Genomic DNA, 16,690 nt, shown 5'->3' with positions numbered 1-16,690 from the left:
GACGTCACCGGATGGCCGAAAAGTCGAAGCCCCACCAACGGCAAAACGCTGATGGGGCTTCCCCTTTGCCCTCAAACAGGGCGGCCGGCCTGGATCAGGCAGTGCTCGATCAGGCAGTGCTGGATCCGGCGGGCGCGGTCCCCTCGGCAGGTGCAAGGACAACGTCGCTGACGGTCAGCTCCCCGTCGCCCGCAACCAGAGTCAGTTCCCGGGCATTGGAGGCTGCCTTCAGGTCGCCCAGCCCGGCCTTGAGCTGGGTGGTGAGGGATTCCGTGGCGGTGATGGTTGCCGACAGGACCTCCGTGCGCTGCTTGACCTTCGCCTCGGACTTGGCCTTGCGTACGCCGCTCAGCGCCGTGCCGACGGTGGCCAGCAGGGTGGTGTCGCCGTCGATCTCCACAGCAGCCGGCCACTGGGCCCGGTGGACGGAGCCGTTGCGCCACCAGCCCCACACCTCTTCTGTAGCGAAGGGCAGGAACGGGGCGAACAGCCTGAGCAGGGTGTCCAGGCTTGTGGCCAAGGCAGCCAGCACTGATGCCTGTTCCTGCTCGCCGGCCGCACCATAAGCGCGGTCCTTGATGAGCTCCACATAGTCATCGGTGAACTGCCAGAAGAAGCTCTCCGTGATCTGCAGGGCCCGGGCATAGTCGTAGTTCTCAAAGGCCTTGGTGGACTGGCGCACAACGTCTGCGAGCTGGGCCAGCACCGCACGGTCCAGGGGATTGGTCAGGACCGACAGGTCGCCGGACAGGACTGAGTCCTCCGTGGCCCCGAGGTTCAGGACGAACTTGGAGGCGTTCAGGAGTTTGATGGCCAGGCGCCGGCCGATCTTCATCTGGGCAATCTCATAGGCAGTGTCGGCGCCAAGCTTTGCGGAGGCGGCCCAGTAGCGCACAGCATCTGAGCCGTACTCCTCCAGGACGTCGGTGGGCACCACCACGTTGCCCTTGGATTTGGACATCTTCTTGCGGTCCGGGTCCAGGATCCAGCCGGAGATGGCCGCATGCTTCCAGGGCGCGGAGTTCTCGAGCGCATCAGCGCGCACCACCGAGGAGAACAGCCAGGTGCGGATAATGTCGTGGCCCTGCGGACGAAGGTCGAACGGGAACACCTTGGCGAAGAGTTCCGCATCCCGGCTCCAGCCGCCCACGATCTTCGGTGTCAGCGAGGACGTGGCCCAGGTATCCAGAATGTCGGCGTCGCCGGTAAAGCCGCCCGGCACATCACGCTGGGCCTCGTCGAAGCCAGGCGCTGCATCAGCGGCCGGGTCTACCGGAAGCTGTTCGTCAGCGGGCACGATCGGTGCGTCATAGTTAGGGTTGCCGTCGGCGTCCAGCGGATACCAGACGGGGATGGGCACGCCGAAGAACCGCTGGCGGGAAACCAGCCAGTCACCGTTCAGGCCCGCGATCCAGTTCTCGTAGCGCGAACGCATAAAGGCCGGATGGAAGTCGATTTCATGGCCCCGCGCGATCAGGCGTTCGCGCCGGTCTTCGTCCCGGCCGCCGTTGCGGATGTACCACTGCCGTGACGTGACCACCTCAAGGGGCTTGTCGCCCTTTTCGTAGAAGTTCACCGGGTGCATGATCTTTTTGGGTTCGCCGTCGAGGAGGTCCTCCGCCGCCAGGCGTTCCACCACTGCTTCCTTGGCGCTGAAGGCGGTCTTGCCCGCGATGGCGGCGAAGGCCTCGCGGCCGGCGTCGGTGGTGATCCAGTCAGGCGTCTCGCCCACGATCCTGCCGTCACGGCCCACGATGGCACGCGTTGGCAGTTGCAGTTCACGCCACCAGGTGACGTCGGTCAGGTCGCCGAAGGTACACACCATGGCGATGCCGGAGCCCTTGTCTGCCTTGGCCAGCGGGTGGGCCATGACCTCAACCTCAACACCGAAGACCGGGGAAGTGACCTTCTTGCCGAACAGCGGCTGGTACCGTTCGTCGTCGGGGTTGGCCACCAGCGCGGCGCAGGCGGCCAGCAGCTCGGGGCGGGTGGTCTCGATATAGATCTTTTCGCCGTCCTCGGTGAAGAACGGGTAGCGGTAATACGCGCCGGCCACTTCGCGGTCCTCAAGTTCGGCCTGGGCCACCGCGGTCCGGAACGTCACGTCCCACAGCGTGGGGGCTTCTGCCATGTAGGCATCACCGGCAGCCAGGTTGGCCAGGAAGGCGCGCTGGGAGACTGCCCGGGAGTTCTCGTCAATGGTCCGGTACGTGAGGGCCCAGTCGACGGACAGGCCAAGAGTCTGGAACAGGTTCTCGAAGACTTTCTCGTCCTCAACAGCAAGTTCTTCACACAGCTCGATGAAGTTCCGGCGCGAGACGACGTCGAAGTCGCGCTGGTTCTTGGCGGGCTGGGCCGGCGGACGATAGTTGGCGTCGTAAGCGATGGCTGGGTCGCACCGCACGCCGTAGTAGTTCTGTACACGGCGTTCCGTGGGGAGGCCGTTGTCGTCCCAGCCCATCGGGTAGAAGACGTTCTTGCCGATCATCCGCTGGTATCGGGCCAGCACGTCTGTCTGGGTGTAGGAGAACATGTGACCTACATGCAACGATCCCGACGCCGTGGGCGGGGGAGTGTCGATGGAGTAGACCTGGTCACGGGTGGTGTCCGGGTCGAACTTGTAGGTCCCTTCGGCAAGCCAGCGCTGCGTGAGGGCAGCTTCGAGCCCTTCAAGGGCAGGCTTGTCCGGAACGTTGATAGGGGCGGTGGAGGGCGTGTCTGTACCCTGATGTGTTTCAGCCATTTGCCAATTGTTTCATGGTCTCTTCATCCCGGAGCACTGTGGTCCTGCCGCAGCCCGCTGATGCCGTTACTGTGGGTGCCATGACTGAGGAGTTCCAGGAGATGACAGCACAAGACAAGGCGGGCCAGAACAGGGCGGCACAGAACAAGACGGCGCAGAACAGGGCGGCGGTAGTCACGGGCGCCAGTACCGGCATCGGCGAGGCGACAGTGCAGGCGCTCAGGGCCGACGGTTGGACGGTCTTCGCCGTGGCACGCCGCGCCGAAAGGCTTGCCGCCCTGGAAACCGAAACCGGCGCCGTCGCGATTCCTGCTGACATCACCGAAGACGTTGACGTTGCGCAGCTGCTGGCCCGCGTGACGGAGGCAGGAGGGATCGGAACGCTGATCAACATTGCCGGCGGAGCAAGGGGTGCCGATCCTGTGGGTGCGGCCAGCAGTGAGGACTGGGAGTGGATGTACCGGGTCAACGTGCTCGGCACCATGAAGCTGACCCGGGCGTTCCTGCCGATGCTGCGCGCCAACGGGGAAGGAACTGTCCTGAACCTGACGTCCACGGCCGGCCTGGTGGCGTATGAGGGCGGCGCCGGCTACAACGCAGCGAAGTTTGCCCAGCACGCAATGACGGGGGCGCTGCGACTTGAGGAAGCAGAACACAACATCCGCGTCATCGAGGTGGCTCCCGGCCTTGTGCAGACTGAGGAATTCGCGTTGAACCGGCTCGGTGACCGGCAGGCCGCCGAAAAGGTCTACCAGGGCGTCGAGAAACCCCTGACCGCCGCGGATGTAGCGGATGTGGTGCGGTACGCCGTGAGCGCCCCGCATCACGTCAATCTCGATCAGATCGTAATCAGGCCTGTTGCCCAAGCCGCCAACCACAAAATTATCCGCAGGGGCTGAGTCGGGCTGACGTGGGCTAGGGCCGGTCGGGTGGCGGGGATGGCGAGGGTTGCCAGGACTGCCGCGTGATCCGTTCCCTCCACCGGGTGGATTTCATACCCGGAGCTGCCCACGCCCGGGCTGGTCACCAGGTGGTCGATGGCGATGCCGGGAAGCATGAGGCCTTCCATGGGCCAGGTGGGGACCAGCCTTGAGCCGGCCGCGACACCGACATCCACAAGCCCGGACTGGTTTCCACCGGGGCTGGCGTCTCCGGGATGCCCGGCAGCCAGCAGTTCCCGGAACTCAGGATGGTCAAAGGTCGCGTTGAAGTCGCCGATCAGGAGCCGGTTGCCGGGGCGTTCCGCTGACCTTCCCAGGGCTGCGAGGTCGCTGCGCCATTGCTCAACCCGGTGGTCAACCGGCGGCAGTGTATGGACATTTGTCACTTCGAGCACTGCTATGGACGATCCGTGGCGGGCTGTCAGGCGGACCGTTGGCATCTTGAAGGGTGTGTCCGGGATCAGGCCCACCTGCTCCAGGGGGAAGAGCGAGTACACCGCGCTGCCCGCCGCGTCGTCGGTGGGGTCGCTGATCCTGTGCGGCAGCAGCACGTCCAGGCCCTCGGCTGAAAGCCTGTCCTGCAGGTCCTGGGAGTGCTCCTGGACAGTCAGCAGGCCCACGCCCTTCTCCCGGACAAGGCGCACGATGCCGGCGGCATCTGCCTGGCCGTACTCAGAATTGATGGTCATGGCCTTCAGTTCAACGCTGGCCCCTGTCATGTCGGCTGCCGGGCGGCTTGCATCCAACGGGAAAAGCCAAAACGCCTGGCAGCCAAGGAGCAGCGCCGCCACAACCTGCTGCCACCGGCGCCTGCCCAGGAGAGCCAAGAGGAGCGATACCGCAGCGGGCAGCGCCAGCCATGGGGTGAAGGACAGGAGCTGGACCACCAGTACCGGCCATTCGGCAGGAACGGCCCGGAAGGCCGAGAGGACCGCCACCGGGACAGCGGCAATGAGCGACAACCAGCTGAAGAGCGCTGCAGGGCGCGTTTTTGCGCGGACCCGGGTGGAAACAGTCATGCACAGAGTCTAGGCAGCCGTTGCCATCACACCGCACCGGCTCTGTATGCGGCGCTCGCGCGCAGTCACCGGTGCATGCCGCCCTCAGTCACCGGGGCAGGCTCAAGGTGGCCACAACAGCGGAGTGATCGGTTCCTGCGATCTTGACGGTGTCGAACGTCAGTACCGTGATACCTGGGCTGACCAGCACATGGTCCAGTGCCACAAACGGCGGAATCCGGCTGTTCTGCGGCCAGGTGGGGGCCAGCCCTTTGCCCACTGACGCAGCGGCGTCTGTCAGCCCCGTATCCAGCAGGGCGCGGAACTCGCGGTGATCATGCCCCGCATTGAAGTCACCCAACAGGATGACCGGGGGAGACCCTTGCATATCCCGCCTGAGTTCGCCGAGCTGCCGCAGCTCGGCGCGCCAGTAGGGCGTGTGGCCTGGGCGCGGAGAGTCGACATGCACGGCAGTGAGATACAGGCCTTGCCCGCCACCTGGAATAGTTGCCACCGCCCGGCTTTGGTAGAAAACGCTGCCCGGTACCCGCTCCACGGTCTGCAATGGGAAGCGGGAGAAGATGCCGCTGCCCGTGCCCGCCCAGTCAACGTCCAGTGCCCGGTGGGAGAATTCGGCTGCCACTCCTGCCTGGTCCAGCGACTCCAGGCTGGCATGGGCCAGCTCGGGCAGGGCCAGCACGTCAACCTTCCGGGCCCGTGCCTCGGCCAGGATGGCACCCGCGTCAACCCCGGGGGGCCCCACATTGAGGGCCATCACCGTCAGTTCACGGCCTGCGTCCGCGCTGGCAGCCTGCGCCGCCGCTTCCGGGTCCATTCCGCCCTCCGGAAGGACCCGGGGCAGGACCATGCCAAGCTGCACCACCAGCACGCCAGCCACCACCGCAGCCAGAAGGGTCCTGCTGCGTCGGAAGTCCAGCCAAACGGCCAGCAGCGCGACCATGGCGGACACCAGTGTCACCATCACGGTTGCCGGGAACACGGACAAGAGCTGGATCCAGGGCGTGCCGAGGTCCCACGGCACCAGCCGCACTGCGGTCAGGCCGGCGCCTGGAAGACACAGGAGGAAAGCTATGACCCAGCAGAAGGCACTGCTGCGGCGGAACTGTCGCCGCCCGTTGGTGCCGCCGCTCTCCATCCCCCCATTATTGGTGGCCTGGCCCGCACTTCCAACGATTCCGCGGTTCCAGTTGGGCCCTGCCCAGGAATGGCGGTGAACGCCCTGGCGATAGTAGACTCGAACTTGGCTATGACCCGGCTATCACCGGTGAGCTTCCGGAAGAACGCGTTTTGGGCCGGTTGGCCCGCATCGTCAGTAGAACCGGACGGGTAAGCCCGTCACAGCAGTAATGAGCGGCCGGTAGGCAGTCCCCTTTCGTGGGGGCGTTACCGGTAAGTGAGGTGGTACCGCGGTCAGCGTGCAGTCCCAGGACAGCACCGAGGCCGTCCTCGCATCCTGAACGGAACATGTGTTCATCAGCTCAACCCAGGATGTCGAGAATGACGTATTACCCCAAAGCCTCAGCCTCAGCTTCCGGCAGCGCGGCGGCCACCGTGCCCGCCTCCGTGAAGTTCCCGGAGATCGAAGAGCGCATCCTGAAGTACTGGGACCAGGATGGCACCTTCCAGGCAAGCATCGACCAGCGAAGTGCCGATGCGCCCGGCGGCGAGCCCGGCAGCAACGAATTCGTCTTCTACGACGGCCCTCCTTTCGCCAACGGCCTGCCACACTACGGCCATCTGCTCACCGGCTATGCCAAGGACCTGGTGGGGCGCTACCAGACCCAGCGCGGCAAGCGGGTCGAGCGCCGGTTCGGCTGGGACACCCATGGGCTGCCCGCCGAGCTGGAGGCAATGAAACAGCTGGGCATGACCGACAAGACCCAGATCGAGGCCATGGGCATCGACAAGTTCAACGACGCCTGCCGCGCTTCGGTGATGAAGTACGCGGATGAATGGAAGAGCTATGTCACCCGCCAGGCTCGCTGGGTTGACTTCGAGAACGACTACAAGACCCTCAACGTCGAGTACATGGAATCCGTCCTCTGGGCTTTCAAGCAGCTGCACGAAAAAGGCCTGACGTACAACGGGTACCGCGTGCTGCCGTACTGCTGGAAAGACGAGACGCCGCTGTCCAACCATGAGCTGCGCATGGATGACGACGTCTACAAGAACCGCCAGGACCAGACAGTCACCGTCACCTTCCCCATCACAGCCGGAACGTCCGCGCTCTCGCAGGAGTTGGCAGGAGTCCAGGCGCTCGCCTGGACCACCACACCCTGGACCCTGCCCACCAACCTCGCGCTCGCCGTCGGGCCTGAAATCACCTATGCGGTGCTTCCAGCCGGCCCGCACGGGATCAAGGCCGCGTCGCCGGAGGCTCCCGTCACCGGAAGCTTCCTGCTGGCCGCTGACCTGCTGGGCACGTACGCCAAGGATCTCGGCTACGACGATTTCGACGCCGCCGCAGCCGCCGTTACGTCCACGCACACGGGCGCGGAGCTTGAGGGCCTGCAGTACGAGCCGCTTTGGCAAGATTTCAGCGACACCGAGAAGTTCGGCACCCAGAACGCCTGGCGCATCCTGCCGGCAGACTACGTAACCACCACCGACGGCACCGGCATCGTGCACCAGGCGCCGGCCTACGGCGAAGATGACCAAAAGATCTGTGAAGAGGCCGGTATCCCCGTGGTGCTGTCGGTGGATGAAGGAGCAAAGTTCCTGCCGCTGTTCAAGCACGGCGACCTGCATGACATCGCGGGCCTGCAGGTCTTTGAGGCGAACAAGCCCATCACCCAGGTACTTCGTGCGCAGGGCAGGCTGGTCCGGCAGGCAAGCTACGAGCACAGCTACCCGCACTGCTGGCGCTGCCGCAATCCGCTGATCTACCGTGCGGTGTCGTCCTGGTACGTGGAGGTCACCAAGTTCAAGGACCGGATGTCCGAACTGAACCAGGAGATCAACTGGATCCCCGGCAACGTCAAGGAAGGCCAGTTCGGCAAGTGGCTGGCCAACGCCCGCGACTGGTCCATCAGCCGCAACCGCTACTGGGGCAGTCCCATCCCGGTATGGCAGTCATCCGACCCTGAGTTCCCGCGGACCGACGTCTACGGTTCACTGGCAGAGATCGAGGCCGATTTCGGCCGCCTGCCGCTGAACAAGGACGGCCAGGTTGACCTGCACCGCCCCTTCATCGACGAGCTGACCCGGCCCAACCCGGACGATCCGCGCACCCCCGAAGAGGGGCAATCCGTGATGCGCCGGGTGGAGGACGTGCTGGATGTCTGGTTCGACTCCGGATCGATGCCCTACGGCCAGGTTCACTACCCCTTCGAGAACGAAGCCTGGTTCGATACCCACAACCCCGCCGACTTCATCGTGGAGTACATCGGCCAGACCCGCGGCTGGTTCTACATGCTGCATATCCTCTCCACCGCGCTGTTCGACAGGCCGGCCTTCCGCAACGTCATCAGCCACGGCATCGTGCTGGGCTCTGACGGGCAGAAGATGTCCAAGAGCCTGCGCAACTACCCGGACGTCTCAGAGGTCCTGGACCGTGACGGCTCGGACGCCATGCGCTGGTTCCTGATGGCCAGCCCCATCCTGCGCGGCGGCAACCTCGTGGTCACCGAGCAGGGAATCCGCGACGGCGTCCGTCAGGTCATCCTGCCGCTCTGGAACGTTTACAGCTTCTTCACGCTGTACACGAATGCTTCCAACGGCGGTAAAGGGTACGACGCCACCCTGCGCTACGACGGTTACCAGGACACCCTTGACCAGTACCTGCTGGCCAACACCGGCGACCTGGTCCGCAACGTCACTGGGCATTTGGACGGCTACGACATTTCAGGGGCCTGCGATGAACTCCGCAGCTACCTGGACATGCTCACCAACTGGTATGTCCGCCGCAGCCGCCAGCGCTTCTTCGACGAGAATGCTGACGCTTTCGACGCCCTCTACACGGCGCTGGAAACCGTCTCACGCGTGGCTGCCTCGCTGCTGCCGCTGGTGTCCGAGGAAATCTGGCGGGGCCTGACCGGCGGGCGCTCCGTGCACCTCGCCGACTGGCCCGATGCGGACCTGTTCCCGGCCAACCCGGCCCTGGTCGAAGCGATGGACCGGGTGCAGCAGATCTGCTCCACCGGATCTTCACTCCGCAAGGCTGCCAACCTCCGCGTCCGTCTCCCGCTGCAGGAGCTGACCGTTGTGGCACCGGGCGCGGATGCGCTGGGAGGCTTCGCCGCCGTCGTCGCCGAAGAACTGAACATCCGTTCCGTCAGGCTGCTCGACGCCGAGAGCGCCTCGCCCGAGGAGTTCGGCATTGAGCAGAAGCTCGTGGTGAACGCCCGGGCAGCGGGTCCGCGCCTCGGGAAAAACGTCCAGCAGGCCATCAAGGGATCCAAGTCCGGCGACTGGTCAGTCTCCGAGGCAGGCGTTGTCACGGCCGGCGGCCTGGAACTGGAACCGCAGGAATACACGCTGGAGACCGTAGTGGCGGAAGCCGCGGCCGGCGCCGGTACTGGTCCAGCCACCAGGGCGGCCGCCGTGCTTCCCGGCGGAGGTTTTGTGGTCCTCAACACTGAGGTCACCCCGGAGCTTGAGGCTGAGGGCATTGCCCGCGACATGGTCCGCGCCATCCAGCAGGCACGCAAGGATGCCGGGCTGAACGTCAGCGACCGTATCCGGACGGGTATCCAGGCACCCAGAAGCATGGTGGAAGCCATCAAGGCCAACGAAAACCTGGTCGTCGCCGAAACGCTCACAGTAGAACTTCACATGTCCTCCAGCGGAGATGACACTGAACTGCAGATCACCGTCGAAAAAGTAGAGGCCTAGGACATGAGCGACGAATTCTCCGTTGAGAGCGTCTACGCCGAGTTGCTCGGCCGGGCTCCGGAAAACAAGATGGAACCCCGGTTGGCGCCGCTGTTCCGCGCCATGGACGTGCTGGGGGAGCCAAACAAGGCCTTCCCGATCATTCATGTGACCGGGACCAACGGCAAAACCTCCACGGCCCGGATGATTGAAGCCGGCCTCCGCGCCCACGGACTGAGTACGGGCCGCTACACCAGCCCGCACCTGTCCAAGGTCACCGAGCGGATCAGCATTGACGGCCACCCGGTATCTGATGCCACGTTTGTCCGGATCTGGGATGAAATCCGCCCGTACCTGCAGATCGTGGACGACGAACTGACGGCGGCCGGTGAACCCCGGCTGACCTACTTCGAATGCCTCACCATCCTTGGCTTTGCCATCTTTGCCGATCAGCCTGTCAACGTCGCGGTGATTGAAGTGGGCCTGGGCGGCATCACCGACGCCACCAACGTAGGGGACGGCCAGGTGTCCGTCATCACGCCCATTTCCCTGGACCACACAGACCTGCTGGGTGATACCACCGAGGACATCGCGTATGAAAAGGCCGGCATCATCAAGCCCGGCGGGTACCTGATCAGCGCAGCCCAGCCGGTGGATGCTGCCCAGGTGCTGCTCGAAAAGGCCAAGGACGTGGGTGTCCCGTTCCGGTTCGAAGGCGTGGAGTTCGGCGTCGAATCCCGGACGGTTGCCGTGGGCGGCCAGGTGGTCAGCATCCAGGGCATCGCAGGCCGGTATCCGGAAGTCCTCGTACCGCTGCACGGCGCGCACCAGGCCCAGAACGCGGCTGTGGCCGTGGCCGCACTGGAAGCGTTCTTCGGCGGCGAAAAGGAACTCGACGCCGAGCTGCTCCAGGAAGCATTCGCCAGCGTCACCTCGCCCGGCCGCCTTGAGGTTGTCCGGACAGCGCCCACCATCATCGTGGACGCAGCGCACAACCCCGACGGCATCCGTGTTTCCGCCGAAGCGATCCAGGAGGCCTTCAGCTTCAGCAAGCTGGTGCCGGTGGTGGGCGTGCTAAAGGAAAAGGACGCCGAGGAAATCCTTCGCCAGCTCAAGGAATCCTTGGGCGAGGTGGCCGATGAGTACTGCTTCACCCAGTCCAACTCCCCGCGGGCGGTGCCCGCCGCCGAGCTCGCGGAGCTTGCCGTGGAAATGGGCTTCGGCGAGGACAACGTCCACATAGCCGAGAAGCTCGACGACGCCCTGGAATGGGCCGTTGAACGTGCAGAGGCGAACGACGACCTCTCCGGCGGAGTGCTGGTGACAGGCTCCATCACTCTCGTCGCCGAAGCGCGGATCCTGCTGGGAAAGACGGAGGCTTAGCCGATGGCCAGGCTGACGAAAGCCCAGCGGGAGTGGCGTCCGGGAATGCCGAAAAAGCGCCGCTCAACCAAGGTGATGTTCGCCTCCACTGTCCTGCTGCTCGAGGCCTTTGTGGCATTCTTCGCCACGCTGGCCGTCTTTGGGCTCAAGCTGGGAGAGTTTCCGCCGGCGCTGATCCTGGGTGTTGGCATCGCCCTCAGCGTGGTGATGATCCTCGCCTGTGCGGTGCTGGCAAAGCCCTGGGGAATCGCCCTGGGGTGGATCCTGCAGATCGTGCTGATTCTTATCGGCATCGTGGAACCCATGATGTTCCTGGTGGGTGCGCTCTTTGGCTTGGCCTGGTGGTACGGCATCCGTACGGGCATCAGGATCGATTCCGAGGCGGCCCAGCGGGAACTCGAGCAGGCACAGTGGAACGCCGCGCATCCCGAAGCCTCGTAGAATTGTCCCGAAACCCCACCAACGCATTGGAGCAACCGTGAGCATTGAGCGCACCCTGGTTTTGATTAAGCCCGACGGCGTGGCCCGTAACCTGAGCGGCGCCATCCTGAGCCGCATCGAGGCCAAGGGTTACACCCTTGCCGAGCTGAAGAAGGTGGACGCAAGCCGTGAGCTGCTGGAGCAGCATTATGAGGAACACGTGGGCAAGCCGTTCTACGAGCCGCTCGTGGAGTTCATGCTCAGCGGCCCGGTAGTGGCGGCGATCTTCGAAGGCCACCGCGTCATCGAAGGCTTCCGCTCCCTCGCCGGCACCACGGACCCCACGACGGCAGCACCCGGCACCATTCGCGGCGACTTTGGCCGCGACTGGGGCCTGAAGGTGCAGCAGAACCTTGTCCACGGATCAGATTCGGTGGACTCCGCGGAGCGCGAAATCAAGATCTGGTTCCAGGACTAGGTTCTTTTCGGATCGAATCCTTCGCCCACTATGGCGCGAACGAACACTTGAGGCCCCTGTTTTGAAAGGAACAGGGGCCTCAAGTGTTCGTTCGCGCTGTCTGTGGGGGCTGTGTGGTGGGGGTGCGGCTGGAACTAGAAGCCTGAGGTTCCCACGAACACCTGGATAAAGGCGAAGAAGATGGTGGCGATGACAGCCACGTACAGCAGCGCGGTCACGATCCAACCCGACTCGCCCACGATACGGGCGGCACCGGCAGGCACCGGGATGGCGCCCTGCGTGATGTTCCGGACTGTCACCCAGACGAACAGGGGGATCATGGCAGCCCAGACCACCATGCAGAACGGGCACAGGATGTGGATTTCATACAAGGCCTGGAACCACAGCCACACCACAAACGCAAAGCCCAGCGTCACGCCCGCCTGGAGTCCCAGCCAGTACCAGCGGGCAAAATTGGCGCCGGCCAGCAGGGCCATGCCCGTGGTGATGATGACCGCGAAAGCGACGATGCCAATGAACATGTTGGGGAACCCGAACACGGAGCTTTGCGGCGTCTGCATTACCTGACCGCACGAGATCCACGGGTTAACGTCGCAGACAGTGGTGTGGTTCGGATCCTTGAGTACCTCGAGCTTTTCCAGCACGAGGATTCCGGAAGCCAGCCAGCCGATGGCCCCGGTGATGACCAAAAGCCAGCCAAACGGCCGGTTTCGGGCCATGGGTGGCACGCCAGCGTCCGTGATGGGTTCCGGCGCTGCCACGGCGGCTGAGGCCGGGCTTCCGGCGCCCCTGGCAGGGGAGATACTGGGCATGGTTCGTTGCGTCCTTTGCATCGGGTGCTCCTTGCCCTGATTGTAACGCCGGCGGCTGGGGACGGGACTCAGCCTGCAGAACCAGCCACTGACCGGATGCGGTTGCCTCCGCCGTCTTCGAGCCGGTGTGTGAGAGAATGAACGTGGCTGGAGACCGACCCACATTCGGACTCCGGTCCGGTGGCTTGTTCCCAAGACCGCCAATGATGAGCAGGGCAGGCATCGGATTCTCTGATCCGGCTTCCCGCAATTCCATTGGTCGGCACCTGGTTGTGGCGTGTAGAACAACGGGTTTTCAGAACACAGCCGACGGCTCCCACGGGCTGCCGCACCCCACTGCCGGTGCGAACCTGGGAGTATCCACTTGACTTCTGTCAATGCCTGCGGGTTTTGACAATATGTGCCCCAATGGGTGCCGGATGTGGCGGTACGTCAGGGGCAGGAGTGTTGCCACATATGGAAAATGAACAAGTCCTAGCCGTTAACGACAATGCAGCAGTTAGCGATGACGCGGGAGCCCCGGAAGCTCCGAAGAAAGCCACCAGGACCCGGCGGAAGGCTGCCCCGGCAGCAAGTGAGGCCATGGAGACAGCCGTGGCGGACGCATCCGCAACGGGCGCCCCGTCGGCGGACGCACCTGTCGCAGAGGCCCCGGAAGCCAAGGCGCCTGTCCGCCGCACACGCGCCCGCAAGAAGGCTGACACAGCAGAGCCCCTTCCTGCCTTCGCTGTAGAGGAGGCCGGCACCGTCGTGAATGATCAGCCTGCCGCCGCCCAGCCTGACCCGGAAGCTGCCGCTGCTGGTCCCGACGCCGAAGCCGAGGCGAAGCCTGTGCGCCGTCGCCGTGTTGCCACCCGCAAGATGTCCGCCGCCGAGCCAAGGTCCGCAGCCGAGCCACTGTCCGCCCCGGCGGCCGAACCCGTGGCCGCCGAAGAAGAAACGTCCGCAGGTCAGGAAGTCGCTGCTGAAGACGCCGCTGCCCCCACGGACAGGGAGCTTGAAACCGCACCAGAGCCTGAAGCCGCACCGGCACCCGAGCCGGCAGTGGAAGCCAAGGCCGAGGAAGCAGCACCGGCCGCCAGCCCCTTTGGATCGCTTTTCCTGGAGCCGTCGCCCACGTCTGTGCTGTTCCAGGCCCCGGACCTGAGCACCGTGGTCCGCCAGGCTCCTCCTGCTCCGGCTGCAGCTGTGGAAGAAGCAGAGGACGACGACGCCGAGGACGGCTCCGGCGATGACGCCGGCATCCGCGGCCGGCGCCGCAGCCGTGGCCGCCGCGGACGGAGCCGCACCGGCGGCCGTGACCTTGAGGGTGATAGCGCCGAAGGCGCCCAGGACAGCACCGCGGACGACGCCGATGAAGAGTCTGCCGGTCAGGCTGAAGAGGGCGTGACCTCCCGCCGCCGTCGCCGTCGCCGCCGCGGTGAGCAGGACCTCGAACTTACCGGTGGCGGGGACGATGACCCGCCCAACACAGTGACCCGTGTCCGTGCTCCCCGCGCCGTTACCGAGCCGGTAGTCAACAACCGGGTGACCAGTGTCAAGGGCTCCACCAGGCTCGAAGCCAAGAAGCAGCGTCGCCGGGAGTCCCGCGACACTGGCCGCCGCCGCACCGTCATCACCGAGGCCGAGTTCCTTGCCCGCCGGGAGTCGGTGGACCGGCAGATGATCGTCCGCCAGCGCGACGACAGAATACAGATCGCAGTGCTGGAGGACGGCGTCCTGGCTGAGCACTTCGTCTCCAAGACGCAGCAGGATTCGCTGATCGGCAACGTCTACCTGGGCAAGGTCCAGAATGTGCTGCCGTCCATGGAAGCAGCCTTCGTTGACATCGGACGCGGCCGCAACGCCGTGCTCTATGCCGGCGAAGTGAACTGGGAGGCCGTCAACCTCGAAGGCAAGCAGCGCCGCATCGAGAACGCGCTGAAATCCGGAGATACCGTCCTGGTCCAGGTCACCAAGGACCCCGTGGGCCATAAGGGCGCACGCCTGACCAGCCAAATCTCCCTTCCAGGCCGCTACCTTGTGTACGTGCCCGGCGGATCCATGACCGGAATCTCACGCAAGCTGCCCGACGTCGAACGTAACCGCCTCAAGCGCATCCTGAAGGACCGGCTCCCGGAGCACGCAGGCGTTATTGTCCGCACCGCCGCCGAGGGCGCGTCCGAGGAGGAGCTCACCCACGACATCAACCGGCTGCGGGCGCAGTGGGAGGGCATCGAAGGCCAATCCACGTCCACCAAGATCCTCGCCCCGGAACTGCTGTACGGCGAACCGGACCTCACCATCAAGGTGGTCCGCGACGTCTTCAATGAGGACTTCTCCAAGCTGATCGTCTCCGGCGAGGAGGCCTGGGACACCATCGAGGCCTACGTCACCTATGTTGCGCCTGACCTGGTGGGCCGGCTGGAAAAGTGGACCAAGGATCAGGACATCTTCGCGGCCTGGCGGATCGATGAGCAGATTCACAAGGCACTGGACCGCAAGGTGTTCCTGCCGTCGGGCGGTTCCCTGGTGATCGACCGCACTGAAGCCATGACAGTGGTGGACGTCAACACCGGCAAGTTCACCGGCAGCGGCGGAAACCTTGAGGAAACCGTCACCAAGAACAACCTGGAAGCGGCCGAGGAAGTTGTCCGCCAGCTCAGGCTCCGCGACATCGGTGGCATCATCGTCATCGACTTCATCGACATGGTGCTGGAGTCCAACAGGGACCTGGTGCTGCGCCGGATGGTGGAGTGCCTGGGCCGCGACCGTACCAAGCACCAGGTGGCCGAGGTCACCTCGCTGGGCCTTGTCCAGATGACCCGCAAGCGGATGGGTACAGGGCTTCTCGAAGTCTTCGGAGAGCAGTGCGAGGTCTGTGCCGGCCGCGGCATCGTCACCCACGATGATCCCGTGGAGCACCGCCGGGCCAACATTGTTGCCGCCGAGCACCACGTACAGCGCTCTGACAGCCGCCCGGACGCCCAGCGCCCGGAACGGACGGACGCCCAGCGGACCGAAAACCAGCCGGGCGCACGTCCGGACCGCAAACGGCGCCGCGGACGGGGAGGCCAGCCGCTGGACGTGGCTCCGGCTGCACCCATCCAGATCCACACGGTCCACCCCGATCCCAGCGACGCCGAGCGCCATGCCAAGGCTGAGGCCACCAGGGCGGCTCTTGCCAACATTGCGGCCGCAGCACACGCGGCGCACCTGCACGACGACGAGGCGGCCCAGGCTGCCGCCCGCGGAGTTCAGGCACAGGCCTCCCCGGAAGCAGAGCAGGCCACGCCTGCTGCAGTGCCCGAGCGGCACCAGCCTGACACGTCAGGCCGACCTGCGGCCGTGCTGACATTCGGCGGTGAGCAGGTGGTGCTGCCGTTCGTGGAGCACGCCGAGGACCAGGCACAGAAGCCGGCGCTGACACTGGACCGCCTGGCTGAGGCATTCGCCCACCTGGGCGAGCCCGCTCCGGCAGAGGAACGCCTGCAGGCTGCCCTTCCGCAGGCGGAGCCCGAACGTGTCCAGGCGGAGCAGGCCGGGCGTGAGCAGGCCGGGCGTGAGCAGGCCGGACGTGAGCAGATCCAGGCGGGACGTCCTGCCCGCCAGCCGGAGCCCGCGGTGGAGGAGAAGGACTACTCCGACCACACGGCTGAGCAGTCACGCTCCCGCCGCCCGCGCCGTAACAGGAGCGCCAGCCGTGCCCAGGGTGCTGCCAACGCCACCTCGGTGGAACACCACGAAGGTACGCACACAGCGCCGGAAGGACACTCGCATTCGGCCAAGGCCCCGGAGCCGGCGAAGGTTGCCACGGGGGACCGGACGGCCGGAGCCGAGGCTCCGATCATTTTGGGCGTAGGAGTGCCGGCGTCGGAACTCTAACAGCAGGGTTCTAAGAGCAGGAGCTGCTGGCAGCAGGAGCTTTGCTCGGCGGAGCCGCGCTGTCGGGATGCCCGGCTGGGCCGTGATTTCTCACGGCCCAGCCGGGCATTCGCCTTTAAGGCACTCGCCTTTTATGGCACTAGCCTTTATCTGGCATGCGTTCTTAACAGGGGGCTGCAGTCGGGGGTATCCACGGAGGGAACAGCACTGGACGCAGC

10 protein-coding genes are annotated in these 16,690 nt (G+C 65.1%); 6 read left to right on the top strand and 4 right to left on the bottom strand.

What is annotated here, in order from left to right:
- Nucleotides 1-109: 109 nt before the first annotated feature.
- Nucleotides 110-2,743 carry a valine--tRNA ligase gene (valS, locus tag F8G81_RS14295; protein WP_267275377.1) on the bottom strand — a complete coding sequence of 878 codons (2,634 nt, stop codon included), beginning with the start codon at nucleotides 2,741-2,743 and terminating at the stop codon, nucleotides 110-112.
- Between the two features lie 101 nt (nucleotides 2,744-2,844).
- On the opposite strand from valS, the gene F8G81_RS14290 reads away from it, so the two are divergent.
- Complete coding sequence (locus F8G81_RS14290) at nucleotides 2,845-3,642, top strand: SDR family oxidoreductase (protein WP_267279229.1); 798 nt, start codon at nucleotides 2,845-2,847, stop codon at nucleotides 3,640-3,642.
- On the opposite strand, the gene F8G81_RS14285 is transcribed toward F8G81_RS14290, so the two are convergent.
- Together F8G81_RS14285 and F8G81_RS14280 are read right to left on the bottom strand one after the other, a co-directional pair.
- Nucleotides 3,582-4,703: an endonuclease/exonuclease/phosphatase family protein gene (locus F8G81_RS14285; RefSeq protein WP_267275376.1), complete on the bottom strand. Its 1,122-nt coding sequence runs from the start codon at nucleotides 4,701-4,703 to the stop codon at nucleotides 3,582-3,584. The genes F8G81_RS14290 and F8G81_RS14285 overlap by 61 nt on opposite strands.
- Before the next feature lie 88 nt (nucleotides 4,704-4,791).
- Complete coding sequence (locus F8G81_RS14280) at nucleotides 4,792-5,838, bottom strand: endonuclease/exonuclease/phosphatase family protein (RefSeq protein WP_267275375.1); 1,047 nt, start codon at nucleotides 5,836-5,838, stop codon at nucleotides 4,792-4,794.
- A 362-nt stretch (nucleotides 5,839-6,200) separates the two neighbouring features.
- Between F8G81_RS14280 and ileS the strand changes: the two genes are divergently transcribed.
- Genes ileS through ndk form a run of 4 tightly spaced genes read left to right on the top strand, consistent with a single transcriptional unit; the run spans nucleotide 6,201 to nucleotide 11,796 of the window.
- Nucleotides 6,201-9,536 carry an isoleucine--tRNA ligase gene (gene ileS / locus F8G81_RS14275; RefSeq protein WP_267275374.1) on the top strand — a complete coding sequence of 1,112 codons (3,336 nt, stop codon included), beginning with the start codon at nucleotides 6,201-6,203 and terminating at the stop codon, nucleotides 9,534-9,536.
- A 3-nt stretch (nucleotides 9,537-9,539) separates the two neighbouring features.
- Nucleotides 9,540-10,898 carry a bifunctional folylpolyglutamate synthase/dihydrofolate synthase gene (locus tag F8G81_RS14270; RefSeq protein ID WP_267275373.1) on the top strand — a complete coding sequence of 453 codons (1,359 nt, stop codon included), beginning with the start codon at nucleotides 9,540-9,542 and terminating at the stop codon, nucleotides 10,896-10,898.
- Between the two features lie 3 nt (nucleotides 10,899-10,901).
- Entirely contained in the window at nucleotides 10,902-11,339 is a 438-nt protein-coding gene (locus tag F8G81_RS14265; protein WP_267275372.1) for a DUF4233 domain-containing protein, read from the top strand.
- Between the two features lie 37 nt (nucleotides 11,340-11,376).
- Nucleotides 11,377-11,796 carry a nucleoside-diphosphate kinase gene (gene ndk, locus F8G81_RS14260; protein WP_267275371.1) on the top strand — a complete coding sequence of 140 codons (420 nt, stop codon included), beginning with the start codon at nucleotides 11,377-11,379 and terminating at the stop codon, nucleotides 11,794-11,796.
- Nucleotides 11,797-11,930: 134 nt separating this feature from the next.
- On the opposite strand, the gene F8G81_RS14255 is transcribed toward ndk, so the two are convergent.
- Complete coding sequence (locus F8G81_RS14255) at nucleotides 11,931-12,608, bottom strand: vitamin K epoxide reductase family protein (RefSeq protein ID WP_267275370.1); 678 nt, start codon at nucleotides 12,606-12,608, stop codon at nucleotides 11,931-11,933.
- A 456-nt stretch (nucleotides 12,609-13,064) separates the two neighbouring features.
- Between F8G81_RS14255 and F8G81_RS14250 the strand changes: the two genes are divergently transcribed.
- Nucleotides 13,065-16,472 carry an Rne/Rng family ribonuclease gene (locus F8G81_RS14250; RefSeq protein ID WP_267275369.1) on the top strand — a complete coding sequence of 1,136 codons (3,408 nt, stop codon included), beginning with the start codon at nucleotides 13,065-13,067 and terminating at the stop codon, nucleotides 16,470-16,472.
- Nucleotides 16,473-16,690 lie beyond the last annotated feature (218 nt).

The organism is Arthrobacter sp. CDRTa11 (assembly GCF_026427775.1).
In the GTDB taxonomy this organism is placed as follows: Bacteria; Actinomycetota; Actinomycetes; order Actinomycetales; family Micrococcaceae; genus Arthrobacter.
Note: the sequence above shows the minus strand (reverse complement) of the source record. Positions and strands in the feature narration are given on the sequence as shown.

What these genes read in the sequence shown, in the direction of transcription:
- valS (WP_267275377.1), bottom strand. Translation starts at nt 2,743, where the DNA reads ATGGCTGAAACACATCAGGGTACAGACACGCCCTCCACCGCCCCTATC.
- F8G81_RS14290 (WP_267279229.1), top strand. Translation starts at nt 2,845, where the DNA reads ATGACAGCACAAGACAAGGCGGGCCAGAACAGGGCGGCACAGAACAAG.
- F8G81_RS14285 (WP_267275376.1), bottom strand. Translation starts at nt 4,703, where the DNA reads ATGACTGTTTCCACCCGGGTCCGCGCAAAAACGCGCCCTGCAGCGCTC.
- F8G81_RS14280 (WP_267275375.1), bottom strand. Translation starts at nt 5,838, where the DNA reads ATGGAGAGCGGCGGCACCAACGGGCGGCGACAGTTCCGCCGCAGCAGT.
- ileS (WP_267275374.1), top strand. Translation starts at nt 6,201, where the DNA reads ATGACGTATTACCCCAAAGCCTCAGCCTCAGCTTCCGGCAGCGCGGCG.
- F8G81_RS14270 (WP_267275373.1), top strand. Translation starts at nt 9,540, where the DNA reads ATGAGCGACGAATTCTCCGTTGAGAGCGTCTACGCCGAGTTGCTCGGC.
- F8G81_RS14265 (WP_267275372.1), top strand. Translation starts at nt 10,902, where the DNA reads ATGGCCAGGCTGACGAAAGCCCAGCGGGAGTGGCGTCCGGGAATGCCG.
- F8G81_RS14255 (WP_267275370.1), bottom strand. Translation starts at nt 12,608, where the DNA reads ATGCCCAGTATCTCCCCTGCCAGGGGCGCCGGAAGCCCGGCCTCAGCC.
- F8G81_RS14250 (WP_267275369.1), top strand. Translation starts at nt 13,065, where the DNA reads ATGGAAAATGAACAAGTCCTAGCCGTTAACGACAATGCAGCAGTTAGC.